Source organism: Salinibacter ruber DSM 13855 (assembly GCF_000013045.1).
Lineage (GTDB): Bacteria > Bacteroidota > Rhodothermia > Rhodothermales > Salinibacteraceae > Salinibacter > Salinibacter ruber.
Genome location: NC_007677.1, coordinates 1782540 through 1806600 on the forward strand (window position 1 = coordinate 1782540; position 24061 = coordinate 1806600).

General features: G+C 66.4%; 23 protein-coding genes. 15 read left to right on the plus strand and 8 right to left on the minus strand.

Annotated elements, in window-relative coordinates; translation table 11 throughout:
* Positions 1–6 precede the first annotated feature (6 nt).
* Genes SRU_RS07565 through cruF form a run of 3 tightly spaced genes read right to left on the minus strand, consistent with a single transcriptional unit; the run spans position 7 to position 2529 of the window.
* On the minus strand, positions 7–684 hold the full coding sequence (locus SRU_RS07565; RefSeq protein ID WP_011404179.1) for an acyltransferase: 678 nt from the start codon (positions 682–684) through the stop codon (positions 7–9).
* A 15-nt stretch (positions 685–699) separates the two neighbouring features.
* Positions 700–1623, minus strand: coding sequence for a phytoene/squalene synthase family protein (locus SRU_RS07570; RefSeq protein WP_011404180.1), 924 nt, complete (start codon positions 1621–1623; stop codon positions 700–702).
* Positions 1624–1662: 39 nt separating this feature from the next.
* The gene (gene cruF / locus SRU_RS07575; RefSeq protein WP_013061928.1) at positions 1663–2529 is read right to left on the minus strand and encodes a bisanhydrobacterioruberin hydratase CruF; all 867 of its coding nucleotides are present in this window, start codon (positions 2527–2529) and stop codon (positions 1663–1665) included.
* A 193-nt stretch (positions 2530–2722) separates the two neighbouring features.
* On the opposite strand from cruF, the gene SRU_RS07580 reads away from it, so the two are divergent.
* The 3 genes from SRU_RS07580 (at position 2723) to SRU_RS07590 (ending at position 4403) form a co-directional block, all read left to right on the plus strand.
* Positions 2723–3409, plus strand: a complete 687-nt coding sequence (locus SRU_RS07580) for a WbqC family protein (protein ID WP_158442691.1) — start codon at positions 2723–2725, stop codon at positions 3407–3409.
* 98 nt (positions 3410–3507) lie between these two features.
* On the plus strand, positions 3508–4065 hold the full coding sequence (gene dcd / locus SRU_RS07585; protein ID WP_011404183.1) for a dCTP deaminase: 558 nt from the start codon (positions 3508–3510) through the stop codon (positions 4063–4065).
* A gap of 47 nt (positions 4066–4112) precedes the next feature.
* Positions 4113–4403 (plus strand): hypothetical protein, encoded by a 291-nt coding sequence (locus tag SRU_RS07590; protein ID WP_013061930.1) that lies wholly within the window; start codon positions 4113–4115, stop codon positions 4401–4403.
* 1 nt (position 4404) lies between these two features.
* Here SRU_RS07590 and SRU_RS07595 read toward each other — a convergent pair whose 3' ends face one another.
* Complete coding sequence (locus tag SRU_RS07595) at positions 4405–5343, minus strand: dihydrodipicolinate synthase family protein (RefSeq protein ID WP_011404185.1); 939 nt, start codon at positions 5341–5343, stop codon at positions 4405–4407.
* 83 nt (positions 5344–5426) lie between these two features.
* The gene (locus SRU_RS07600; protein ID WP_011404186.1) at positions 5427–6257 is read right to left on the minus strand and encodes a ZIP family metal transporter; all 831 of its coding nucleotides are present in this window, start codon (positions 6255–6257) and stop codon (positions 5427–5429) included.
* A gap of 249 nt (positions 6258–6506) precedes the next feature.
* Between SRU_RS07600 and SRU_RS07605 the strand changes: the two genes are divergently transcribed.
* Positions 6507–6854: a hypothetical protein gene (locus SRU_RS07605; RefSeq protein ID WP_118828884.1), complete on the plus strand. Its 348-nt coding sequence runs from the start codon at positions 6507–6509 to the stop codon at positions 6852–6854.
* A 188-nt stretch (positions 6855–7042) separates the two neighbouring features.
* A complete protein-coding gene (locus tag SRU_RS07610; protein WP_011404188.1) occupies positions 7043–7588 on the plus strand; it encodes a hypothetical protein in 546 nt (181 codons plus the stop codon).
* Between the two features lie 94 nt (positions 7589–7682).
* Here the strand turns inward: SRU_RS07610 and SRU_RS07615 are convergent, their stop codons facing one another.
* Complete coding sequence (locus SRU_RS07615) at positions 7683–8423, minus strand: ATP-dependent Clp protease proteolytic subunit (RefSeq protein ID WP_011404189.1); 741 nt, start codon at positions 8421–8423, stop codon at positions 7683–7685.
* Between the two features lie 225 nt (positions 8424–8648).
* Here SRU_RS07615 and SRU_RS07620 point away from each other — a divergent pair, with 225 nt between their 5' ends.
* The 10 genes from SRU_RS07620 (at position 8649) to SRU_RS07665 (ending at position 20643) form a co-directional block, all read left to right on the plus strand.
* Positions 8649–9581 carry a 5'-nucleotidase, lipoprotein e(P4) family gene (locus SRU_RS07620; protein WP_011404190.1) on the plus strand — a complete coding sequence of 311 codons (933 nt, stop codon included), beginning with the start codon at positions 8649–8651 and terminating at the stop codon, positions 9579–9581.
* 1 nt (position 9582) lies between these two features.
* Entirely contained in the window at positions 9583–11274 is a 1692-nt protein-coding gene (locus SRU_RS07625) for a DEDD exonuclease domain-containing protein (protein WP_011404191.1), read from the plus strand.
* Between the two features lie 174 nt (positions 11275–11448).
* Positions 11449–13122, plus strand: a complete 1674-nt coding sequence (locus tag SRU_RS07630; RefSeq protein WP_164923573.1) for a Ppx/GppA phosphatase family protein — start codon at positions 11449–11451, stop codon at positions 13120–13122.
* A gap of 198 nt (positions 13123–13320) precedes the next feature.
* Positions 13321–13830: an NADH-quinone oxidoreductase subunit J gene (locus tag SRU_RS07635; RefSeq protein WP_013061937.1), complete on the plus strand. Its 510-nt coding sequence runs from the start codon at positions 13321–13323 to the stop codon at positions 13828–13830.
* 115 nt (positions 13831–13945) lie between these two features.
* Complete coding sequence (gene nuoK, locus SRU_RS07640; protein WP_011404194.1) at positions 13946–14251, plus strand: NADH-quinone oxidoreductase subunit NuoK; 306 nt, start codon at positions 13946–13948, stop codon at positions 14249–14251.
* A gap of 55 nt (positions 14252–14306) precedes the next feature.
* A complete protein-coding gene (gene nuoL, locus SRU_RS07645) occupies positions 14307–16304 on the plus strand; it encodes an NADH-quinone oxidoreductase subunit L (protein ID WP_011404195.1) in 1998 nt (665 codons plus the stop codon).
* 124 nt (positions 16305–16428) lie between these two features.
* Positions 16429–18063 carry a complex I subunit 4 family protein gene (locus SRU_RS07650; protein WP_164923574.1) on the plus strand — a complete coding sequence of 545 codons (1635 nt, stop codon included), beginning with the start codon at positions 16429–16431 and terminating at the stop codon, positions 18061–18063.
* 92 nt (positions 18064–18155) lie between these two features.
* Entirely contained in the window at positions 18156–18446 is a 291-nt protein-coding gene (locus tag SRU_RS07655) for a 4a-hydroxytetrahydrobiopterin dehydratase (protein WP_013061940.1), read from the plus strand.
* Between the two features lie 85 nt (positions 18447–18531).
* A complete protein-coding gene (locus tag SRU_RS07660; protein WP_011404198.1) occupies positions 18532–20031 on the plus strand; it encodes an NADH-quinone oxidoreductase subunit N in 1500 nt (499 codons plus the stop codon).
* Between the two features lie 57 nt (positions 20032–20088).
* The gene (locus SRU_RS07665) at positions 20089–20643 is read left to right on the plus strand and encodes a hypothetical protein (RefSeq protein ID WP_011404199.1); all 555 of its coding nucleotides are present in this window, start codon (positions 20089–20091) and stop codon (positions 20641–20643) included.
* Between the two features lie 29 nt (positions 20644–20672).
* On the opposite strand, the gene SRU_RS07670 is transcribed toward SRU_RS07665, so the two are convergent.
* Both SRU_RS07670 and SRU_RS07675 read right to left on the minus strand, forming a co-directional pair.
* Entirely contained in the window at positions 20673–22352 is a 1680-nt protein-coding gene (locus tag SRU_RS07670; protein WP_011404200.1) for a sigma-54-dependent Fis family transcriptional regulator, read from the minus strand.
* Between the two features lie 3 nt (positions 22353–22355).
* Positions 22356–23693: a sensor histidine kinase gene (locus SRU_RS07675; RefSeq protein WP_237701665.1), complete on the minus strand. Its 1338-nt coding sequence runs from the start codon at positions 23691–23693 to the stop codon at positions 22356–22358.
* Positions 23694–24061: the final 368 nt, after the last annotated feature.

Here is a 24061-nt window from a genome sequence, read left to right on the forward strand (position 1 = left end):
GCGACGCTACAGGTAGCGCTCGAAGAAGGAGGACGCAAATGAGAAGTCCCACCACTCCTCCATGCTTCGGTGCCCGCGCAGGAGCGTCGTCGTGGGGCGGTCCTGCGGCGCCTGGAGGCGGTGCCACAGCCGCCGAAGCCGGGCGTGCTCCTGCCCGTCGGCCTCGTGGGGGGAACCGCCGGTGAGAAGGGCTGTCGGGGTCGCTTCGTTCCGCCAGGTCACGTGCACGGCATAGGGCCACCACGTGGCCGTCGGGTAGAGCCGGGCCAGGCGGGCCACCGCGTCGGCGCTAAACGCCTGAATTCCGTCCTCGGGCCGATGGAGCGTGCCCGCAGGATAGTACACAAGAACGGTACGGGGGCGGGCCCGAAACCGGCGGGCGGTGCGGCGGACCGTCGCGGCGCGGCGTGCGGGATCATCGGGCGGGAACGGCTGCGCGCCGACGGCGGCGAAGAAGGGAAATCGATCCCATTCGGCCATCCAGAGCGTCGGGGGACGGTCCAGGTGCTGTCGGAAAAGCAGCCATGCGAGGTGCCCGTCGTAGAAGTGATGGTGGTTGGCGTACGCGATGACGGGGCCGTCGGGCAGGGCGGCCGGCTCGGGGCCGACCCACTGCACGCGCCGGAACGCTCGGTGAAGGTCCCACCGCAGGAGGGCCGCTACGAGCCGACGAACAGGAGCCACGGGAAAGAGAGCAGTTCAGGGGCCACTCAGAGCGTCCGAGGTCAGGCGGTGCTTGCGGCGTTCGTAGCCGTCATAGAGGAGGAGGAAGAGCTTCCGACGAAACGACACGTACGCACGCCGACCGAGGTTATCGTAGTCATTGGCACGCACCTCGTTCATGATTTCCCGGTACATCCGGGCCGCGGCCCGGATGCCGTACCGGCTGCGGAACGGAAGTGCCGCCACGCCCTCGAAGCTGTCCACGTAGCGTTGCTCGGCCGCCTCCATGGCCGCCTCCAACAGGGCGGGGTATCCGTCGGCGACCCGGCCCTGTTGGAGGGCCTCCACCGACACGTTGTGCTCGTCGAGCCAGTGCTCGGGAAGATACACCCGGTCCAGCTCGTCGATGTCCTCCCCGACGTCCCGTACGATGTTTGTGATCTGCATCGCAATGCCGAGCTTCCGGGCCGCCGGCTCTAGTTCGTCGTGGCGCTCCGGGTCGGCAAGGAAGGGCAGCATCATGGCCCCGACGCTCCCCCCCACGAGGTTCGAGTACTCGATCAGGTCGGCCTTCGAGACGACCGGACGCCCCTCCAGGTCCCAAAGGGCCCCTTCGATGAGCTCGTACATCGGGCCCCGGGGAAGGGACGACTGTTCATGCACCTCCGCGAGGCGACGCCACAGCACCGTCTCGGCGGGCGGGCGGCCCGCCAGCGTTTCGTCCAACCGGTCCCGCACCTGCCTTACTTCCTGCAGGGCCCGCTCGCGCCCCACCTCCAACACGCGCTGGTCGGCAATCGAGTCGACCCGCCGGCAGTAGAGGTAGAGGGTGGCGACGGACATCTGCACGGAGCGCGGCAGGAGGTACGCCGCCAGGGAGAAGGTCCGGGAGTGGTACCGGAACGACTCCCAAATCCACTCATCTTCGTCGGCGCGGGTGTCGAGGGAGAGGGTTGACATGAAGAGGGCCTGGGTGAGGAGACGAGAGCGGGAGGGGCTCTATCCCCGGAAGAGCGATACGGACCGCTTCAGCGAATCCGGATTGTAGCGCCACAGCAGCAGGAAGGGCACCAGGGTTGCGAGACCGCCGATCAGGGCCGGCAGGTACACGTCCCGGAGCAGGCAGATTGAGAGAGGAAAAATGCAGTTCAGGGCGTAGACCCATGGCGCCCATTCGTTCTGGATGGGAGCGCCTTTGCCAATGTACTCGTAGCCGAGGAGAATCACGAATGTGACCCCGGCCCACCCGGCCCAGTTGGAGAGGGGCATGCCAAAGAACACCCCATCAACCCCGTATTCCCAAAAGGGAAACGCCTGGTTCATCGCCGGGTCCAACGACACGTCCCAGAGCACCATGAAGAGGGTGCCCAGCAGGAGGGACCCGACCCGTTGCGTGGTGACCCGGCGGGCAAGGTCGAGCGAGACGATCGACATCGCGAACCACGACGGGGGGATGAAATACGGCACGTGCCCGGCAATCTTGGGGCCGAGCCATTGCGTGTACTCATACTCCCCGAACGGAAGGGCAATGCCCCCGACGTTCAGCCACCCGGTGGTGCCGATCAGTTCACTCGCCCCGCCGATGATACACCCCCAAGCGGCGATCAGGCTGATCTTCTTCCAGCCCAGGGTGGGACCGTACATCAACAGCGGAAGCAACGCCAGCAGCGTCATGAACGTCCAGGTGGGCGTCTTCACGAGCTTCGTGTAGATGGGCCCAAAGATGGCCATCGAAGACGGCACGAGGCGAAGCAGCAACATGCCCGCCACGCTAAACGAGATGGCACCGACAAACAACCAAAACGCGAATCGGAAGAGGAGGTCGTAGTTGCCCTCCAGGGTGGGGGAGGGGTCCGAGTTCGACATGGAGAAGCGGGTGGGCAAGTTGGTGGGACGACAGGGACGAGCACACACGTGGTGGCGGGCACAATGTTACCCCCTGCGAGGTCATCCGTCGGGAAGCAGAAAGGCCGACGAAGTCCGCAGGGATCGGGGACCATCCCTCCCAAACGGCGCGTCAGAATTGGCACGTCAAAAGCTAGTCACGACGCCGCGGGTCATGATCGCCGTACAACCGCCGGAATACTTTCCCCGCCTGGAGTACATGGCTTCAATTCAACAGGTGGATCACTTTGTTCTCGGCAACACGTTCCCGTACCGGCGCCAATCGTTCCAGAACCGTAGCAAACTTCGAAGTCCCCAGGGCTGGCACTGGATCACGGTTCCCGTCTTCGGCAACCGGGACGGGGCGCCCGTGCGGGAGGTTGAAATTGAAACCGGCGGCCGGTGGCGCGAAAAACACTGGCGGTCATTCCTCTACAACTACCGCACGACGATGTACTTCGACTACTTTGAGGCATCGTTTCGTCCCTTCTTCGAGCGGGGCTGGGCGCGTCTCAGCCCGTGCGCCAGCCGGTCCGTCGAGCTACTGGCGGAGCTGTTTGGTCTGCAGACCACCCTCACGCGGGCGTCAGCCCTCGACGGCGCTCCCGGGACGGTTGCCGGCGTGGCCCGGGCGCTGGGCGCAGAAACGCTGCTCACGACGCCCGGGGGGGACCCCGAGTCTCTGCCCGAGGGTGTCACCCCGCACGTGGTTGAGTACGACCACCCCACCTACCGACAGAACTTCGAGGGCTTCGAGTCCGGGATGTCCGCGGCGGACCTCGTGTTCAATTACGGCCCGGAGGCCCGGCGCATTCTCGCGAAGGGCCGCACCGCGCATCCGGACGGCTCCCCGTCGGCGTAACGACAGCCCGCGTCCGCGTCCCGGTTGACCTTCGATGCCCGTTCCGAGTACCTTTGGCCTGTGTTCCTTTTCCATTCTTCTCACGACCCGTCGCGTCCATGATTCTCCCCGACCACCGCATTCGCACCCTGGCGACCGAGCACGACATGATCGACCCGTTCGTCGACGAGCAGGTTCGGGAGGACGTGGTGAGCTACGGGCTCAGCTCCTTCGGCTACGACATGCGGGTGGCCGGGGAATTTCGCGTCTTCACCCCGAACGTCCACAACAGCGTGGTGGACCCGAAGCGGATCGACGAGCGGGCCCTGGTCGAGCACGAGGCGGACGATCACATCCTGATCCCGCCCAACTCCTACGTTCTCGGCCGCTCAATAGAGTACTTCCGGATGCCGTCGGATACGCTCGGACTGGTGCTGGGGAAATCCACCTACGCGCGGTCCGGCATTATCGTCAACGTAACCCCGCTGGAGCCCGGCTGGGAGGGGCACGTGACCATCGAAATCGGAAACGGGACGCCCCTCCCCGCCAAGGTGTACGCGGAGGAAGGCATTGCGCAGGTGGTCTTCCTGCGAGGCGAGACCCCGGAAGTGTCGTATGAAGAAAAGCAAGGCAAATACCAAAGCCAACAGGGCATTACGCTCCCCCGACTCGAGTAGCACGTGAAGTGCCTCCCAGTGTCTACGAACGATTGTTCTCGACCCTCATGACCGACGATCCGTCCGACTCCGCATCGTCTTCGCGCTCCTGGCGCAGATGGGTGGCGGCAGGGCTCTTCCTCGTGTTCTTCGTGGTGGTCATGCGGGAGGTCGTCAACCCGTACCGGGGACAGCGTTTCGAAAAAATCCCGCACGGGGACCACGTGCATTACGTCCCGAGGGACCGAAACCCGGACGTATCGGTCAGCCGGTTTCCGACTCAAAAGCCGGACGCCGACGAGCGAATTACGCCGGACGGACAGGTCGTGTCTCGTAAGGAGGGGGACCGAGCGCCGTAGATCACGTGGGCTGTGCGTTCGGGCCCGGCAGGCGGACCTCCTCGTCTTCGAGCCGGTCGGCAATTTCCCCCACGGTTTCTTTCTCCGCGTCGGCGAGCGGGGCGAGCGGCGGTCGCACCGTGGCCCAGTCGGGCGCCTCGAGCCGCCGGGACAGCAGAAACTTGAGGGCCGGAATGGTGGGGAGCGGGGCAAACGCGCCCCGAAACGCGCTCAGCGTGTCCTGGATGGACTCGGGCGCCTCGTCCGCGCGCCATCGCTGGAGCACTTGAGCGGCCAGGGGGGCCGTCACGTTGGCCGTGGCGGAAATGCATCCGGCGCCGCCGGCCCCCAAGACCTGCAGCAGCAGGCGCTCGGTCCCGGAAAAGACCTGCAGGTCCGGGAAGTGGTGGCAGAGGGCCTCCGTGTGGTCCCACTCGCCGCTCGAATCCTTGATGCCGGCAATCTGGTCGGGGTAGGTGCCCCGCAGCTCTTCGATGACGGAGAACGGAATCGGGACGCCCGAGAGCGCCGGATAGTGGTAGAAGTAGAGCCGGAGGTCGGGATCGCCGACGGCTTGAATGAGACGGTCGTAGAACCGGAAAAGGCCTTCCGGCGACACCTGCCGAAAGTGGGCGGGCGGAAGCACGAGGACGCCCCCGACCCCGTCCTGTGTCGCTGTGCGGGTCAGCTCGACGGCGTCGGGGAGGGCCGAGGCCCCCGTCCCGACCAGCACGCGGCGGGCCGGAATGTCGGCGGACAAGACCGCGTCGAGGCCCGCCAGCCGCTCGGGGACCGACAGCGAGAGCCCCTCGCCCGTGGTGCCGAAGAGCAGCACCGCGTCGCAGCCGTGATTGAGAAGCCACTGCGTGTGGGCGGCACACGCATCGTGGGCGAGGGACAGGTCCGCATGAAAGGGAGTGAGGCCGGCGGCGAGAATGCCGGAGGGCAGGCGAGGCGACATGGAAAAATCGATCGCTGTGAAAAAACTGATCCTTTTGAAAAGCAGTGAAGCCGGTGGTCCGTGGGGGGATCCCGAATATTTCGCTAGCCGAGGGCCACGTCGAGCACCATCATGACCGCAAAGCCGCCCATGACCCCGAGTGTGGCGAGGTCGGTGTTGCCGTGGCGTTGTGATTCGGGAATGAGCTCCTCGACCACCACGTAGATCATGGCGCCGGCGGCGAAGGAGAGGGCGTAGGGCAGAAGCGGGCGCACACCTACGACCGCGAGGGCCCCCGCCACGGCGGAGAGCGGTTCGACGATGCCGGACAGCTGCCCGTACCAGAAGCTCCGGCCCCGCGAGAGGCCCTCTCCCCGCAGGGGCATGGCGACGGCGATGCCCTCGGGAAAATTCTGTAGCCCGATTCCGAGGGCCAGGGCGAGGGCCCCCGCGAGTGTTGCCCCGGTTGCCACCTCCAGTTCGATGGCGGCGGCCCCGAAGGTCACGCCCACGGCGAGCCCCTCGGGAATGTTGTGCAGGGTAATGGCGAGGACCAAGAGCGTGGCCCGACGCCAGGACGTAGTGGGGCCTTCGGCGTCGGCCCGCCGCGCTCCAGGGTGGAGGTGCGGGAGGAGGGCGTCAGACAGGCGGAGAAACACACCGCCCAGAAGAAATCCAATCGTTGGGGGCACCCATTCGGTGATGCCCTGTGCCGCGGCCATGTCGATGGACGGGGCGAGCAGCGACCAGAAACTGGCGGCGATCATGACGCCGGCCGCGAACCCCATCATCGCATCGAGGAGGCGCTGGTTCACGCGCCGGGTGAAAAAGACGACGGACGCCCCGAGTGCGGTGACCCCCCAGGTGAACCCCCCGGCCAGCAGCGATTGAAGGACGGGCGAGAGCTGCTCGAACCACGGGGGAAGACTGGGCACGGGAGGAGAAAGGGCCTTGAAGACACGAGGAGGTGGAGGGACGGCGCGAAGAATACAAGTCGCGACCGATCCGGCAATGGGCTGCTCGGCGCCTGGATCCGTGGCGGGCCTCGCAACTTCCAAAAGCGCCCGACGTAGGATCGCTCAAACGTGCCAATGACCATCCAAGATAGCAATGCTCTCCGGGGGCCGTGGGGGGACGGACCCGGAGCTGCACTTTTTCGTCCTTCCAGCAACGTTTTTTCGACCATGAGCGCGCTCCCCGACGGCGAATACCTTCTCACGAACGTCCAGTGGCGACGGCAGGATCGAGACGGGGCCTTCCGTCCCCTCCACGGATTCACCACGGGTCATCTCGTCGCCGAGGGCGGCGGCGTCCAGGCTCAGGCTCGGTTCAACGATCAGTTCCTGTCCAATCGGTTTAGCGATCTGGAGTCGGACGACATCCCCGTCGTGCTGCGGGTGCGGCTGCTGGAACGGGACGGCCCCTACACTCTTCTCTGCGACGCGCCGGCCCTCGACCGGGCAGGGGCCTCGTACCAGTTGCAGGTGAACGGGGATGTGGCCGACGCCGAGACCGCTGCCTCTCGGGGGTGAGTGGAGAAGCGGGGGCCGTCCCAGTCTGCAGGAGGCGCGAGGACGGGGCGGCCGTCATCCTGATGATGGGGCCCGGGCACAATGCGCCTGCTGGTGCAAACTGGCCTGGTTTTTGTCCGAAAAAGAGAAGGCACTGTCCGTGAGGCGCCCAGGACACCGACTTCTAACACTGCCGCTCAGTCCCCGGAATGAAATACGGCACTCGGATCGCATACGGAGTGATGGGGGGAGCCGCGGCCCTCGCCCTCACGCTGTGGCTCGGTGCCTCGAACAGCGAGGTGGCGATCGTCCTCATCGGGATATTGGACTGGCTGCCCCTCGACCGGACTGTGGTGCTGAATAACGCCGAGGCCGCCGGCGTCTTTGCCATCGGCAGTGGCGTTGGCATGCTTGCCTGGCTCGTCACGGGACGGGAGGCCTTCCGGTGTTTGGGGCAGCGTGCGCCCCGGGCCTGGCACTTGTGGCGACGAGACGCGCTGACAAGTCTCATTCCTGTACTGAAGTACACCGCCCTGGGCCTCCTGATGGGCGGCCTGGGCGCGTATCTCATGCAGTACCTCTGGGGGCTCTGGACGACCGCCTACAGCGCGGGACTGGCAGCCGGGGCGTTCGGGGGGGCGATTTACTCCGCCACACGGTCGCGACGAGGCTCCCAAATGGACTTCTTGGAGGCCAACCAGCGGTACATCAACGACGAAAACGTATCGGTCTTTACGGAGACCGAAAAGCCATGACGGGGCGTGGGCAGGGTCCCCCGGAAGGCCAAACGAAAAGCCCATCCCCGGGGGCGACCGGAGATGGGCACTGAATCCGAAGACGGAAGGGCGGCTACTCTTCGTCGGAGTCGGCGTCGCTGGCCTCGCCGTTGGCGTGGATGGACTTGAGGGCGTCGAGGTTGCCCTCGTTCATGACCTGGTCGACGAGCCCGTATTCCTGCGCCTCCTCGGCGCTCAACCAGTGGTTCCGATCCGCGTCCTCCTCAATCTGGTCGATGTCCTTGCCGGTGTGGAAGGAAAGGATCTGGTACAGGCGCTTCTTGAGCCAGGCCATCTCCTTGGCCTGAATCTCGATGTCGGAGGCCTGTCCTTCGGTTCCGCCCATCGGCTGGTGCATCATCACACGGGAGTTGGGGAGGCAGGCCCGCTGGCCGTCTTCGCCGCCGGCAAGCAGCACCGAGCCCATCGACGCGGCCAGGCCGACGCACGTCGTGGAGATGGGCGCCTCCACGTACTGCATGGTGTCGTACACGCCCAGGCCGCTGTAGATGACACCGCCCGGGGAGTTGATGTAAATGTTGATCGGCTGACTGGACCCTTCGCTCTCCAGGTAGAGGAGCTGGGCCACCGTGAGATTGGCAATCTGATCGTTGATCGGCGTGCCAATGAACACGATCCGCTCCTTCAGTAGGCGGCTGAAGATGTCGTAGGCCCGCTCACCGCGAGTGGTCTGCTCCACGACCTTGGGGACGAGCCCGGATTGCGGCTGGTCGCCGAGGCCGCCCTGAAAAATGCTACTGGGCAGCGACGTCATGCTTTTGCTAAACTGCAGAAAGTCGTCGGGGTCAGGCATAGAAGGCGTCGGGAAGATCAGGGAGAACCTCGCGACATTGTGCACCTCCTAACGGCCATATCGTTCCTTTGGCGGGCGGCTCTGCGCCTCCATGGTGTAATCTCACCGGAAGAAGTCGGGGCGGGGTTGCCCCTGAGGGAGACTCCAGATATGTTGTGCATGGCTATTTTTTCGATGCGCACGGCAAAATCGCCGCACCGCCTTCGGAATTGATTCTGTCGCCCCGTGTCTCGACGCGCCGCGTGGTTTGCGTTCGCATTCGTGCTCGCCCTGACCGGTTGTCAGACCCTTCGGTCCGGCTCCCCCACCGAGGACCCGTCTGCACTCCGGGCCCGTATCGATTCGCTGGAGGCGCGGGCCGACCGCCTCGCCCGGACGGCGACCCTCCGCAACCCGCTCCTGAACAGCACGCTCTGGACCCAGACTGCGGTCGAGTACGAGGGAACGACCCGACAGGCGTACCGGATGGCGGAGATCATGATGCGGCGCGCGCTGGCCGACAGCCTGTGGACCGCCTCACTCGAGCAGGCAAACCGGGGAAGCGACACGTACAGTGACAAGCCCCCCGCTGTGGTCCTCGACGTCGACGAGACGGTGCTCGACAACAGCCCCTACCAGGCCCGCCTCGTTCGTGACGACGCCGCGTACAGCGCGGAGAGCTGGGCAAACTGGGTTCGGGAGGAGCAGGCCGCCCCGGTGCCGGGGGCCCGCGCCTTCACGCAGGCGGCCACGGCCCAGGGCGTGCAGGTGATTTACCTGACCAACCGAGACGCGTCTTTGGAGGCGGCCACCCGCACCAACCTGCGAAATCTCGGCTTCCCGGTGGACGACGCCCCGGACGCCGTGCTCACCCAGGGCGAACGGGAGGGCTGGACCCCGAAGGCAGCCCGCCGCCGGTGGGTCGCCGAACGATACCGCATTCTTCTGCTCGTGGGCGATAACTTTGGGGACTTTGTGGCGGCGGCGGACACGAGCGTGTCGGCCCGCCGTGTGAAGGCCCGGTCTTTCCGAAAATATTGGGGCACCCGCTGGATCGTCCTCCCCAATCCGCAATATGGATCCTGGGAGGCAGCGCTGTACGATTTTGAGTACGGCCTACCGCCTCGTTCCCGTCTTGAGGCCAAGCACGAACACCTGACGCCGAAGCGTCCCCAATAGCATGGACATTGCCGACGCAACGTTCGTGGTGACCGACCTGGAGACAACCGGCACCACGCCGGACGACGATCGGATCATGGAGATCGGGGCGGTGAAGGTACGGGACGGGTCGGTGGTCGACCGCTTCCAGCAGCTCGTCAATCCCCAGCAGTCCGTCCCGGGGCGCATCACCAAGATGACCGGGATCACGACGGGCATGGTCTTCGAGGCGCCGCCGGCCGACGAGGTCCTGCCGGACTACCGCGCCTTCCTGGGGGATGGCATTCTCGTGGCGCACAACGTGTCGTTCGACGGGTCCTTCCTGGACGCTGAGTTGCAACGGATGGGAGACGAGACGCTTCCCAACGAGACGCTCTGCACGGTCCGGTTGGCACGGCGGCTGCTGCCGGGGCTCGACTCGAAGGGCCTCAGTCGGCTCGCGCAGTTCTACGACATCGACGTGGAGGGACGACACCGGGCGCTCGGGGACGCGGAGGCGACGAGCGTGGTGCTGCGCCGGTTCGTCAGCCAGCTGGCCTTCGAGCACGAGGTCGAGACCGTCGAGGCCCTGCTGCGCTTTCAGCACCAGAGCTACCAGACGGTGCGGGAGGTGCCGGGGCACATCGAGTCCATCCGGGACGAGGTCCTGCCGGACGTGCCGGACGAGCCGGGGGTCTACGTGATGAAGAACCGTTCGGGCACCCCCCTGTACATCGGCAAGGCCAAGCGCCTGCCCGACCGCCTCCGCAGCCACTTCACGGCGGTCGAGTCGAGCGGCGCCCGCAAGCGGAAGATGCTCCAGAAGGTGCGGTCGGTGGACTGGACGACGACCGCGACTGAGCTGGAGGCCATCCTTCTGGAGTCGCGGCGCATCAAGGCGGAGAAGCCCCGGTACAACCGGGCGCAGCGCCGCTACTACAACCGGCCCTTCATCCGGCTGGACACGGCCCACGAGTACCCGACGGTGTCGTGGACCCGTCGGCTGGAGGCGGACGGGGCCGAGTACTACGGCCCGGTGCGCAACACCGAGCAGGCGGAGATGGTGGTGGACGTGGTCGGCCGGTTCTTTCAGCTCCGCGAGTGCGACGATGAGCGCCTGCACCTGGGCCAGCGGTGCCTCTACGCCGACATGGACCGGTGTACCGTGCCGTGCGAGACGAAGGACGCGGAGGCGTACGCCACGGTCGTGGAGCGCGTGCGGGCCTTCCTCACCGGACAGGACCAGAGCGTGCTCGGCACGATGCGGGACCGCATGCAACGGGCCTCCGATAACCTCAATTTCGAGAAGGCCGCCGAGCTGCGGGACACGCTGGAGCAACTGGAGCGCATTCTGGAAAAGCAGCGCGTGGCGGCGGCGCCGGTGCGGCAGCACAACGCCGCCCTCGTCCACCAGGCCCCCGACCGGGCGGGCCGCGTGGACGTGATGCTGGTGCGGTTCGGGCGGTTCGAGGAATCGATTGCGTGTGCGGCGCCGCCGTCGCCGGAGGAGCGGGACTCTCTTTTGGAGCGCTGCCGGTCGGTCTTCGACGTGGAGGCCGATCCGCCCGAGACGTTTTCCAAGCGGGACGCGACCGAAATTCGGCTGCTCTCGCACTGGGTCTACGCGCACCGGGACGAGCTAACGGCGGTGCGGTGGACCCCTCGCACCTCGCCGGCCGACTTGGCCGACGCCATCGCGGGGCGGGTCCAGGGGCAGCCACAACAATCGGCGTAAGCTGCCCCCGAGGGACGGGCCACAGGGGGGACAGCGGGAAATCCCGAACCAGAGAGGACGCACGCGGGTACCACTCTCTTGCTTTCATCCTGTGGATTGGTATATTGGGCGTGCCCGCTGCGCCCGCCGCGGCCGCCCCCTCCCTTCGTCAGTCCGCACCACCCCGAACTGCCAATGCCTATCCCCCACGAGCGTGCCGCCTGCACCCTTATTCCGGAGACCACCTACGGGGCCAATGGGGTGGCCTCGCCAATCCGGGTGTGCGTGATCGACCTCGGGACTAACTCCTTCCACGCCATCATCGTGGACGTCCACCCGAACGGCAGCTATCAGGTGGTCGACCGCCTGAAAGAGATGGTGCGCCTCGGCGAGCACGGGCTGGACGCCAATCGCCTGCCGGAGGACGCGATGGAGCGCGGCCTGCAGGCCCTCACCCGCATCAAGTTGTTGGCCGACGGGTGGGACACGCGCGAATACCTGTCCTTCGCCACGAGCGCGATCCGGGAGGCGAGCAACGGGGGCGACTTTATCGAACGGGCGCACGAGGAGTTGGGGCTTCGCATTCGCCCCATCAGTGGAGAACAGGAAGCCCACCTCATCTTTCAGGGCGTCAGCCGGACGAAAGAGTTTGCTGACCCCACGCTGGTCATGGACATCGGCGGCGGGTCGGTCGAGTGTATCGTCGTGGTCGACGACGCGCCGGTCTTCAGCACGAGCCTGAAGCTCGGGGCCGCCCGCATGACCGAGCAGTTCGTGACGACGGATCCGATGTCGGAGGACGAGCAAGCACGGCTGCGGGCCCACTACAAGGGCGCGCTCGAGGGGGTGCTGGCGGCCTGCCGGAAGCACGGCGTGGCCCGCGTCGTCGGGGCGTCGGGGACCATGAAAAGCCTGGCGCGCGTGACGCTGGAGAGGGAGGAGACGCCGGCCCGGTCGCCGTTTCAGCGGGCGTTTCCCATCGAGAACGTGCGGTCGGCCCTCCGGTGGGTCATGCAGGCCACGGCCGACGAGCGAACGGCCCATCCGGCCATTGAGCCGCGACGGGTCGACCAAATCGGAGCGGGGGCTGTGCTCCTCGATACGGTCTGTACGGGCCTGCCCCTGGCGCGTCGCTTTGGGGTGTCGCAGAATGCCCTGCGGGAGGGGATGGTGGTGCACTTTCTGAACGCGAACAGTGACCGCCTTCAGCGCATGGCCCGGTTCCGGGATCCGCGGCGGCGCAGCGTGCACGAGATGGCCTACCGGTTTCAGTGGGAAGAGGAGCACGCCCAGCATGTCGCCGCCACGGCGACCTTTTTATTCGACGTCTGTCGCCCCCTCTACGATGGGCCGGCGAGCGACGCGGAGCTTCTGGAGTACGCGGCCCTACTGCACGACATCGGCCACCTCGTGACGCACGACGAACACCACGAACACTCCCGGTACCTCATCGAGCACGCCGACCTCCAGGGCTTTCGGGCCGACGAGGTGGCGATGATGGCCCTGGTGGCGCGGTATCATCGTGGGGCCGTACCGGAAGCGTCGCATGAGCGCTTCGGTCGCCTGTCGCCGGGGCGTCGGCGGCGGGCCCGCCAGCTTGCGGCCCTGTTGCGCGTCGCGGAGAACCTGGATCGGAGTCACTTCCAGAACGTGGTGGCGCTACGCACGTCCCTCACCGACGCGGCCCTGCACGTGCTGGTGGCCACCAAGGCGGACCCCCAGCTGGAGGTGTGGGCGGCCGAAACGAATGGGGGGCTCTTCGAAGACGCGTTCGGGCGGGCCCTGCACGTCACCCCCACCGAAATTCCAACCCACGCCCCCGGCGAGTCCGACCCCACCTGGGTTCCGGAGCCATCCCTGCAGTCGTAGGGCCGCACGCGCCGTCGTGGCTGTCGGGCGGGCCCGATTTCAATTCATGCATGATTAACCGCCCCGTATCTTGCCCCTACGTCGGTGGCGCGTTACTTTGCGCCCGGTGGACAATCACGGATTCGTTCCATTCCGCCCGGACACGCACCCCGGGCCGTTTCGCACAGGACGATTTTCCCCGCTAGGACACTCGGGCTTATGGCCGCACCCTCCATGTTTTTTTTGCTGGCGACCGTCGCGGTGGCCGCCGCGCTCGGAATGATCATCGCCCGCAATCCGGTGTCGAGTGCCCTCTGGCTGGTGCTCAACCTGTTTTGCATCGCCGGCCTGTATCTGACGCTGAACGCGTCCTTTATCGGCGTCATCCAGATTCTCGTCTACGCCGGCGCCATCATGGTCCTCTTTCTGTTCGTGATCATGCTGCTCAACCTCTCGGCCCTGCCCGAGCTGGAGGAAATCGAGTGGGCCAGCATCGGGGGGTTTGCGGTCGGGCTCGTCCTGTTGAGCCAGCTGTTGTACGTGGTGGCCCTGCAGTTTGAACTGGGGGTCGATCCGATTGGGGCGGAGGCCGCGGCGGAGGCGGGAAGCGCGGCGAGCCTGGGCGAAATCCTGTTCACCCGCTACGCGCTGCACCTGCAGGTGGCGGGCATTCTGTTGCTGGCCGCAACCGTCGGGGCGGTCCTGCTTGCCCAGCGCCGCTTTCAGTAGCCGCGGTCGTTTCGAGGCGGGGGAGGGGAGGAGGCACCTCCGCCCGGCCGCGCATGAACCGCCGCACGCGACATCCGCACGCGACATTCCGTAACCCAGCACTGATTCTTCCACCATGGACGTTGCTCCCAACTGGTATCTCGCCCTGAGCGCCGTGCTCTTCACCATCGGTACGTTCGGGGTGCTCTTCCGTCGCAACGCGATTGTGGTGTTGATGTCGGTCGAGCTGATGCTGAATGCGGTCAACCTCACGCTGGTGACGTTTAGCCAGTCGATGGGCGATCCCAGCGGCCAGTTGCTCGTCTTCTTCTCGATTGCGGTGGCGGCCGCCGAGGCCGCCGTGGGGCTCGCGATCGTGATTGCCATCTTCCGAAGCCAGGTGACGGTGGACATCACGGAGATCAACCTCTTCAAGCACTAGTCGCCGCGCCACGTCTTTGTTGCGCCCGTTTTGACCATCGGACCTTGTCGCGTTGATGACCTCTGCCGATCTGCTTCGTCTCGTTCTTCTCCTGCCGCTCGCCGGGGCGGTCCTGAATGGCGTGGCGCCGCTCTTTCTGAAGCACCTTCGCACCCGGGAGACGCTCGTGGGGACGGTGGGCACGGCGGTCGTCGCAATTCCGTTCGTCCTGACGGTCTATCTGTTCGTCACCTTCGGCGGCGATCCGATCGTGGCGGACTATTTCACCTGGATGGCGGCGGGCGACCTGGACCTGTCGTTTGCCTACCGGATTGACCAGCTCTCGCTCCTGATGACGGGGGTCGTGACGGGGGTGGGGGGCGTCATTCACCTCTACTCGATCGGGTACATGCACGGGGACGCGGGGTACTGGCGGTTCTTTGCCTACCTCAACCTCTTCATCTTCGCCATGCTCAACCTCGTGCTGGCGAACAACCTGCCCGTGCTGTTTCTGGGGTGGGAAGGGGTGGGCCTGTGCTCGTACCTGCTGATCGGGTTCTGGTACACGGACCTCAGCAACAGCGCCGCCGCCAACAAGGCGTTCATCGTGAACCGGGTGGGCGACTTTGCCTTCCTGGTGGCCATGTTTCTGGTCTTTCAGCAGCTCGGCTCGCTGAGCTTTGACGTGCTGCTCACGGAAGGGCCCAATCTTCCGGAGGCGACGCTCAACTGGATCGTCTTCCTGCTGTTCGTGGGAGCGACCGGCAAGAGCGCGCAGATCCCGCTCTTCGTGTGGCTGCCAGACGCGATGGCCGGCCCCACGCCGGTGTCCGCCCTCATCCACGCCGCCACGATGGTGACGAGCGGGCTCTACCTCCTGGCTCGCCTCTCGGCGCTGGTGTTGGGCGCGCCGGTCGTCATGATGATTATCGCCATCGTGGGGGCGGCCACGGCCCTCATGGCGGCCACGATCGCCATCGCGCAGGACGACATCAAGCGGGTCCTGGCCTACTCCACGGTGTCGCAGCTGGGCTACATGTTCATGGCGGCGGGCGTGGGGGCGTTCTTCGTGTCGATCTTCCACGTGATCACCCACGCCTTCTTCAAGGCCTGCCTCTTCCTCGGCTCCGGCAGCGTCATTCACGGGATGGAAGAGGTGGAGCACGGCCTGGAGGAGCAGGGGCGGGACACCAGCGACTTCGATCCGCAGGACATGCGCACGATGGGCGGGGTCGGGGAGTACATGCCCGCCACGCGCACGACGTACCTCTTGGCGACCCTGGCGATCTCGGGAATTCCGCTGACCGCCGGGTTCTTCTCAAAGGACGAGATCTTGTTCAAGGCGTTCGAGTACGGCTACGACGGGTCCACCTACGCCATGGCGGTGTGGATTGTCGGGGTCGTGACGGCCGTGCTCACGGCGTTCTACATGATGCGCTCTTACATGCTTACCTTTGAGGGGGAGCCCCGGTGGCCGCTGCCGGATCAACTGAGCCCCCACGAGTCGCCGTCCACGATGACGGGGCCGCTCTGGACGCTCGGCATTCTCTCCCTGGTCGGCGGCTTCATTGGGCTGCCCGCGGTCATCCAGGGGGGCGACCTCAACTGGATCCACCACTACCTCGGCGCGAAGTACGGGGGGCCGGTGGCGGAGGCGTCGGTCCACGGCCACGTGCCGCTGGCGCTGGAGTGGGGGCTCATCCTGCTCAGCTCGGTTATCGCCCTTGGCACGGTCTACTACGCCTGGCGCGTCTACGGGACGCAGGGGCTGGAGTACGACGCCGCTCTCCAACGGCAGCTTCGGGGCGTTTACCAGACCTGGTCGGACAAGTACTACTGGGACGAATTCTACGACGAAGTGGTCGTGGACTCCCTCATCAACGGCATTGCCCGCAAGGGCCTCGCGGCCTTCGATACGACCGTGGTGGACGGGGCCGTCAACGGGGTGGCCGGCGCAGCTCAGAACGCGAGTGGCCTGCTGCGCCGGGTCCAGACGGGCCTGGTCCAGAACTACGCCCTGGCGCTGACCCTTGGGGCCGCGCTCCTGGTCGGGCTGCTGATGTATGGGGTTTGAGCGGGCACTGTGATGTAGAACGGTTGCCTCGGGCCGGGCCTTACGATCCAACTGTGGCGATCGTCACGTGAGTGCAGAGATCCCTGGTGATTCCTTGTTTGCCGATTAGGCACTGCTACAATTGATGAACATTCCCTACCTCACATCCCTCGTCGTCTTCCTGCCGGCCGCCGGCGCGTTGCTGACGCTCTTCCTGCGGCGCGCCTCCGCCATTCGGTGGACGGCCCTGGCGACCACGACCGTCACGTTTGTGCTCTCGATCGGGCTCTTCGTGGGCTACGATCCATCGGTGAGCACGGCCCTGGGCCCGCAGCTGGCGGACGTATGGGCCGGGTGGCTGCCCGACGGCTATGACGTCAAGTACTTCGTGGGCGTCGACGGGCTGAGCCTGTTGCTCGTGATGCTGACGACGCTCCTGGGGCCCATCGTCGTGCTTTCGTCCTGGACCTACATCGGCGAGAAGCACAAGGGCTACTACGCGCTGCTCCTCCTGCTGCAGACGGGCATCACGGGGGTCTTCACGAGCTTCGACCTCCTCCTCTTCTACATTTTCTTTGAGCTCACCCTCATTCCGATGTACTTCATCATCGGGATCTGGGGCGGGAAGGAGCGCATCTACGCGGCGGTGAAGTTCGTCATCTACACGCTCGTGGGGTCGCTCCTGATGCTCGTCGGCATTCTGTACCTGGGGTACGCGGCGGGGGACGCTGTCAACAACGGCGTGTTTACGACCGACTGGTACACGCTGCTGGAGTACAACATTCCGCTGGCGGTGCAGGGCTGGCTCTTCGCCGTCTTCGCCTTCTCGTTCGCGATCAAGGTGCCGCTCTTTCCGCTGCACACCTGGCTGCCGGACGCCCACGTGCAGGCCCCCACAGGGGGCTCGGTGATCCTGGCCGGGGTGCTGCTAAAGATGGGAACGTACGGCCTGCTGCGCTTCTGCCTGCCGCTTTTCCCGAACGTGGCGCAGAGCTACGCCGGCCTCTTCGCGGTGATCGCCATCATCGGCATCATCTACGGCGCGCTGGTGGCCCGCGTCCAGGACGACGCGAAGAGCCTCGTGGCGTACTCGTCCATCAGCCACCTCGGGTTCGTCGTGCTCGGGCTGTTCGCCTTCACGACAGAGGCGATGCAGGGGGCCATGATTCAGATGGTCAACCACGGCCTCTCGACCGGGGCCCTCTTCTTGCTGGTGGGCATGCTCTACGAGCGGCGCCACACTCGCCTGATGGACGACTACGGGGGGCTGGCGACGTCCGTCCCGGTGCTCACCACCCTCATGGTGATTAGCGTGCTCGCCTCGGCCGGGCTGCCGGGCCTGAACGGATTCGTGGGCGAGTTTCTGATCCTACTCGGGTCCTTCAAAAGCACCGTGATCGACAGTCCGGTGCTCATCGCCTTCGCGACGACCGGCGTCATCCTGGCGGCGATGTACCTGCTCCACATGGTCTACCGCACCTTCTTCGGCGAGCTCACCGACGCGGCGAACGCGCAGATGGCGGACCTGAACGCCCGCGAGTTCGGGCTGATGGTGCCGCTCATCGTGCTCATGTTCGTCCTGGGCTTCTACCCGGGCCCGTTCCTGCGACAGACGGCCCCGACCACCGAATTTCTCCTGGAGACGGTCGAGGAAAAACGGGCCGCGGTGGAGCGGATGGAGAACGAGGCCGCCGCCACGGCGGACGAGCCCACCCCGGTGCCGACCGCCCCGCCCGAGGCCGAAGACGTGTCCATCGACGTCCCGTCGATTTCCCCTTGAACCGGTCGCGGCGGTCGTCCCGTTTACGACCCGACGCGCCCATTTTGGAATCCGGCTTTTCTAATTTCCTTTCGGAGCATCAGCCTGAACATATGCCTTCACGCGAGCCCCTTTCCGACGACGCAATCGACGACGCCCTGGCGGACCTGGACGGATGGTCTCACGCCGACGACAAACTCCACAAGACGTACGAGTTCTCCGACTTTCGGGAGGCCATCAGTTTCGTCGTGCGCCTCTCGTTCTACGCCGAGGAGATGATGCACCACCCCGAGCTGGAAAACGTCTACAACACCGTCTCCATCGCCCTCACGACCCACGATGCGGGGGGCAAAGTGACGGAGATGGACGTGGAGCTCGCCTCGCAGATCGAGGAGCTCGCGTAGACGGAGCGGCATCGGCGCGGGGCGAAAAGATCGCCGCGTGGGGGCGGCGGGCTATTTTTGCGTAACCAACGATTCGATTTGGGTTATGGATTTGTCGACTGCATTCCCGACGCTCGTGACCGACCTGCCGGCCGCCTTTTCGATGTCGGTCGTGGGGGGGGTCGGGCTTGCGATGATTGTCCTCGATGCGTTCCGCAACGACCACCCGGCCATTCCCTGGCTCGGCGTGGCGGCGCTCGGCGTGTCTGCGGTCTGGGAGATCACGCATCTCGGGGCCCCTCCAAGCACGGTGTTCTTCGAAACCCTCCGAACCGGGGGCTTCGTGGCGTTCATCAACCTGATCATCCTGCTGACGGGCCTGGCCACGATCCTCCTGTCGGTGCCCTACCTGAACCAGCTGCGGTACGACTACGGGGAGGTGTACGCGCTGATCATGTTCTGCACGGTCGGCATGATCATGCTCGGCTCGGCCAACAACATGGTCAGCATTTTCCTCGGGCTCGAAACGATGTCGGTGTGCCTCTACGTCCTGACCGGGTTCATCCGGGAGGATGAAGGGGCGGTGGAGAGCGCGCTCAAGTATTTTCTGCTCGGGGCGTTCTCGACCGGCTTCTTCCTGTACGGCATCGCGCTCATGTACGGCGCCACGGGGACGATGGCCCTGCCGGCGATGGCGGCGGCGGAGCTTGGAACGCTCTCGACGCGGCTCCTCTTCTGGGGCGGGTTCGCGCTCTTCCTGGTGGGCTTCTTCTTCAAGGTGAGCGCGGCGCCCTTCCACATGTGGACCCCGGACGTGTATCAGGGGGCGCCCACGCCCCTCACCGGGTACATGTCGACGGCGACGAAGGCCGCCGCGTTCGCCGCCCTCATCCTGGTCCTCGTCCACGCGGTGCCGGGCGGGGAGTGGCAGCTGTCCGTGGCCGCGGTGGCGGTTCTGACGATGGTGATTGGAAACGTGATGGCGCTGGCCCAGACCAACGTCAAGCGCCTGCTCGCGTACTCGTCCATCGCGCACGCCGGGTACCTGCTCGTCGGGCTCTCGGCGGGAACGTCGGCCGGATACGCCGGCGCCCTCTTCTACCTGCTGGTCTACGCGGTGATGAACATCGGGGCCTTCGGCGTGATGTCGATGCTGGAGTGGGACGGCAAGGAGGGGCGCGAACAGACGCTGTCCTCCCTGGCGGGCATCGCCAATGACCGCCCCGTCCTCGGCAGCACGATGGGCGTCTTCATGCTGAGCCTGATCGGGTTTCCGCCGCTCGGGGGCTTCATCGGCAAGTACCTCGTGTTCGCCCCGGCCGTCGACGCCGGGCTCACCTGGCTCGTGGTGATCGGCGTGCTCATGAGCGCCCTGAGTGCCTACTACTACCTGCGCGTCGTGTACGTCTTCTGGATGCAGTCGGCCGACGAGGTGGCGGCGACCGATCCGGTGCGGGCGGCCGCGTTCCCCCGCGCCACGGTGGCGGCGACGGGCACGCTCGTGGTGTGTGCGGTGGCGCTCGTCGTGCTCGGGGTCTTCTTCGGCGGCGTCCTCGAGACCACGCTGGGCTTCTTCGAGACCACCGCGATGGCGACGGCGCCCTGAACGACCGCGTCCCCCGGCCCGACCCGCTCGCACTTCTCCAATCCACATGCCCTGCGGATGGAAGCGCTGCTCCGCGACCGGCTCCCTCATGCCCCGCAGATGGGGCTCTTCGTGACGCCGGACCTGCCGTCGGGGCGCCTCGACAACGCGCTCTCCGACTACGCGACCGAGGTGGGGCGGGGCGAGGTGCTGGCGCTGTACGACGCGACCCTGAGCGGCACAGGGGGCGACGGGGCCGTCTTTGCCCCCGATCGGTTTGTCTTTCAGAACAACGACCTGCAGGCGACCCAGACGGTGCGCTACCCGGACCTCGTGGGGGTTGAGGCGCACAGCCGCTGGTTCGGCCTGGGCGGCAAGGAAGTGGCCCTCACGGTCAACCGCGGGCGGGCCACCTTCGAGCTGACGATGGACTTTTCGGGCACGCCGAAGGCGGCCTCCTACGTCGCCGATTTTCTGGACGCGGCGATGGTGCGGGACATCGACTTCGCGCCGGCGGCGGAGCCGGACACGACGGACGTCGCGGCCGTGCGGGACGCCTTGGAGCGCCTGCGGGCCGAGCAGAAGCTGACGGAGGCGGACTTCGAGCGCCTCCTGGAGACGCTCAAGGACTAACCCGGGCGGGACGCCCTGCTCGGTCTCGACTACTCGATGTTGTACTCGTCGAGGCGGCGGTACAGGGTGGCCCGACTGATGCCGAGCAGCTCGGCGGCCTCGGTGCGGTTGCCGTCGGTCTGTTCGAGGGCCGCCCGGATGCGCTCGGCCTCTTCGGGGGCCGACGATGCGGAGGCGGACGCCTCCCGAATCTCGGGCGGAAGGTCGTCTGCCCGGAGCACATCGCCGGACGCGCGGATGAGGGCCGCCTCCAGTGCATTTTTCAGCTCGCGCACGTTGCCCGGCCAGTCGTAGTTGAGCAGGCGGCGGAGGGCCTCGTCGCCGACGCGGTCGACGTCCGCCCCGGTGCGGGCCCGGATTTCGCGAAGGAAGGTGCGCACCAGGAGCGGCAGGTCCGACCGGCGCTCGCGGAGGGGCGGGAGGGCCACGCGGGCGATCCGAATCCGGTACAGCAGGTCTTGACGAAACCGGTCGGCCGCCACCTCTTCGTCCAGGCTTCGGTGGGTGGCGGCCACGATGCGGACGTCGACCGGGCGGGCCTCCGTCTCCCCGAGCCGCGTGACGGCCTCCTCTTCGAGCACCCGCAGGAGCTGCCGCTGCACGTCGAGCGGGACGTCGCCGATCTCGTCGAGGAAAAGCGTGCCCCCGTCGGCCGCCTCGAAGTACCCCTCCCGGTCCTCGGTCGCTCCCGTAAAGGCGCCCGCCCGGTGCCCGAAGAGTCGGCTGCCGGCGAGGTCGGGGTTGAGGGCGGCGCAGTTGACGGTGACGAACGAGCCCTCCGACCGCGGGCTCTCGTCGTGGATGGCCCGGGCGGCGAGTTCCTTCCCGCTACCCGTCTCGCCCTGGATGAGTACCGTGGTTTTGACCTCGGCGACGGACCGAATCTGCTCGTAGGCGTCCTGCATCGGGGCGCTCTTGCCCACGAGGTCGTGGAACCGGGACCGGTCGTCGAGCATGCGCCGGAGCTCGTGGACCTCCGTCACGTCGTAGAAGACCAGGATGTGACGCTCGCTGTCGCGCGGGTCGTCGCGAACTTCAATCTCGACGCGGTACGACGGGCCGTCGTCGTGGGCGAGGGTGGCGGTGACGGGCCCGTCGGCGTCGGTCGTGCCGTCCATTCGGGACTGGAGCGCCTCGAGAGCCTCGTCGTCGACGGGGAGGAGGTCGGCCCACGGCGTGCCGGTGGCGGCCTCGGACGCGACGTCGAGCAGGCGGGCGGCCGGGTCGCTTAGGAAGCGCAGGCGCCCGGTCCCGTCGGTGAGGGCCGTGCCCTGGCGGAGCCCATTCAGGAGCTGCCGGAGGTCGTCGCGGGCCCGCTCCACGCGGCGCTGCAGGGCGTGGGTCTGCAGCGCCACCTCCACCGCGGCGTAGATCTCCCGCTCGTTGAACGGCTTCACGACGTAGCCGAACGGCGTCGTGTCGGTCGCCCGCTGCAGCGTCTCGTCGTCGCTGTAGGCGGTCACGAAGACGACGGGGAGGGGATGATCCTCCCGAATGGTGCGGGCCGCCTCCACCCCGTCCATCGGGCCGTCGAGATGCACGTCCATTAGCACCAGGTCGAGATCGGCCCCTGCCGCCCGGTCGATTGCCGCGGCGCCGGTCATCACGTGGTCCACCACGGTGTAGCCGAGTGCCCCCAGGTGATCCTCCAGCTCCATGGCGACGGCAAACTCGTCCTCCACGATCAAGATGCGGGGTGGGCGCGACATGGACTAGCTGGATGGGTTCGTGGGGAACGCGATCGTGACGGTCACCCCGTCGTCGAGGTCGGTGGAGAAGGTGCCCCGAAGCTGGCGCGTCAGCCCCCGGACCAGCCGAAGCCCGAGGCTTCCGTTCCCGCCGAGCCCGTCCGCGCCGCGGCCATCGTCCGCCACGGTGAGGCGTGCGGTCCCCTCGTCGGCATGGAACGTAACGGCGACGGTGCCGGACCGGCCCTCCGGAAAGGCGTGTTCGAGGGCGTTCGTGACGAGTTCGTTCACGATGAGGCCCGCGGGGATGGCCTGATCCACGGAGAGCGGCTGGGCGTCCGCCTCCAAGGTTCGGCCGATGTGGGCGGTTCGGTGCGACCGGAAGAGGTCATCCAGGAGGCCCTCCAGGTACGCGTCGAATTCGATTCGCGACAGGTCGTCGGTCTGGTAGAGCTGCTCGTGGATGGACGCCATGGAGCGGATGCGGTCCTGCGTCTCCGTGAATCGATCCTCGACTGCAGGACTCTCTACGTCGCGGGCCTGGGCGTTCAGCAGGCTCGAAATGACCTGCAGGTTGTTCTTGACGCGGTGGTGGATCTCGCGGAGGAGAACCTCTTTTTCCTCCAGGGAGCGCCGCAGCTTCTCCTCGGCGGCCTTCCGCTCCGAGATGTCCTGCGCCACGCACACGAGCGTGCCCTGCGTGGCGTCGGCCCGCTCCAGCGCCGACCGCGAGACGAGCACGGGCCGCTCGGGGCCGTCCGTGGGGGTGAGGGTGCATTCGACCGTCCCCTCCCCCGAAGAGGCCAACGGGTCGGCGTCGAAGTGATCGTCGAGCGCCGTTCCGCGCAGGGCCGATGCCGAGCGGCCAAGGGCCTGTGCAGCCGCCGCGTTGGCCCGGCGGACGCGCCCGTCGGCGTCGACCACGAACAGCAGCTCCGCCATGGAGTCGAGCACGGCCTGGAGGTAGCTCCGCGAGACGGTCTGCTGACTGAGCGTGGTGGTCATCCGGTTCAGGGCCTGGGCCAGTCGCCGGAGCTCATCGTCTGGGTTTACTGAGACCTGGGCGTCGAGGCGACCGGTGCGGACCTGCTCCACGGCGTCCTGGAGCACCTGGAGGGACTGCCGGAACGACACGAGCAGCCACCGCCCGGCGAGTGCGGCCCCGAGCGCGAGGGCGCCCGTGACGGCGCCGACGAGCCAGAGGCCCCGGTAGAGCAGGGCGTCGAGCTGAGGCGCCTCCGCCAGGAAGGGGGCGGCCCCGACCCGCACATACCAGAGGGTCAGCCCCGCGACGCCCCCCGTGACGACGGCCCCGAGGGCGAGTCCAAACACCACCAGTAAAATCTTGCGCCGGAGCGACATGTCGGGGAATGAGTTGGATTGAACGGCGACGATTCTATTCAATCTGCAGCACAGTTGGTCCGCCCGCATCCTGGTCGAGCGGCACCCGGGACAGGAGAAATGGACGCACCGTCCATACACCCGAGCGAGGTGTCTCACGAGACACACCGGTGAAATACAACCCGCCCGCCGCCGACACACATTCGCTCTCCATGCCGAACAAATTCACGACCTCACCTGCGCTACATCGGCCCCAATCACTCTTTCTGTAGGGTTTTCATGAACAAAAATAAAGAAAGAGCAAAGTGGCGCGAGACTTGATCTTGCTATAGAACGCGCTTGCAAAAGCGCGCTCCACGATTCAGCCAATCACGTTAAGGTCTTGCCTA

Excerpts from the sequence above, each read along its gene's own strand:
- SRU_RS07670 (WP_011404200.1), bottom strand. The coding sequence starts at position 22,352 with ATGTCGCGCCCACCCCGCATCTTGATCGTGGAGGACGAGTTTGCCGTC.
- SRU_RS07580 (WP_158442691.1), top strand. The coding sequence starts at position 2,723 with ATGATCGCCGTACAACCGCCGGAATACTTTCCCCGCCTGGAGTACATG.
- nuoK (WP_011404194.1), top strand. The coding sequence starts at position 13,946 with ATGGACGTTGCTCCCAACTGGTATCTCGCCCTGAGCGCCGTGCTCTTC.
- cruF (WP_013061928.1), bottom strand. The coding sequence starts at position 2,529 with ATGTCGAACTCGGACCCCTCCCCCACCCTGGAGGGCAACTACGACCTC.
- dcd (WP_011404183.1), top strand. The coding sequence starts at position 3,508 with ATGATTCTCCCCGACCACCGCATTCGCACCCTGGCGACCGAGCACGAC.
- SRU_RS07605 (WP_118828884.1), top strand. The coding sequence starts at position 6,507 with ATGAGCGCGCTCCCCGACGGCGAATACCTTCTCACGAACGTCCAGTGG.
- SRU_RS07590 (WP_013061930.1), top strand. The coding sequence starts at position 4,113 with ATGACCGACGATCCGTCCGACTCCGCATCGTCTTCGCGCTCCTGGCGC.
- SRU_RS07650 (WP_164923574.1), top strand. The coding sequence starts at position 16,429 with ATGAACATTCCCTACCTCACATCCCTCGTCGTCTTCCTGCCGGCCGCC.
- SRU_RS07610 (WP_011404188.1), top strand. The coding sequence starts at position 7,043 with ATGAAATACGGCACTCGGATCGCATACGGAGTGATGGGGGGAGCCGCG.
- SRU_RS07625 (WP_011404191.1), top strand. The coding sequence starts at position 9,583 with ATGGACATTGCCGACGCAACGTTCGTGGTGACCGACCTGGAGACAACC.
- SRU_RS07665 (WP_011404199.1), top strand. The coding sequence starts at position 20,089 with ATGGAAGCGCTGCTCCGCGACCGGCTCCCTCATGCCCCGCAGATGGGG.
- SRU_RS07660 (WP_011404198.1), top strand. The coding sequence starts at position 18,532 with ATGGATTTGTCGACTGCATTCCCGACGCTCGTGACCGACCTGCCGGCC.
- nuoL (WP_011404195.1), top strand. The coding sequence starts at position 14,307 with ATGACCTCTGCCGATCTGCTTCGTCTCGTTCTTCTCCTGCCGCTCGCC.
- SRU_RS07655 (WP_013061940.1), top strand. The coding sequence starts at position 18,156 with ATGCCTTCACGCGAGCCCCTTTCCGACGACGCAATCGACGACGCCCTG.
- SRU_RS07615 (WP_011404189.1), bottom strand. The coding sequence starts at position 8,423 with ATGCCTGACCCCGACGACTTTCTGCAGTTTAGCAAAAGCATGACGTCG.
- SRU_RS07570 (WP_011404180.1), bottom strand. The coding sequence starts at position 1,623 with ATGTCAACCCTCTCCCTCGACACCCGCGCCGACGAAGATGAGTGGATT.
- SRU_RS07675 (WP_237701665.1), bottom strand. The coding sequence starts at position 23,693 with ATGTCGCTCCGGCGCAAGATTTTACTGGTGGTGTTTGGACTCGCCCTC.
- SRU_RS07630 (WP_164923573.1), top strand. The coding sequence starts at position 11,449 with ATGCCTATCCCCCACGAGCGTGCCGCCTGCACCCTTATTCCGGAGACC.
- SRU_RS07595 (WP_011404185.1), bottom strand. The coding sequence starts at position 5,343 with ATGTCGCCTCGCCTGCCCTCCGGCATTCTCGCCGCCGGCCTCACTCCC.
- SRU_RS07635 (WP_013061937.1), top strand. The coding sequence starts at position 13,321 with ATGGCCGCACCCTCCATGTTTTTTTTGCTGGCGACCGTCGCGGTGGCC.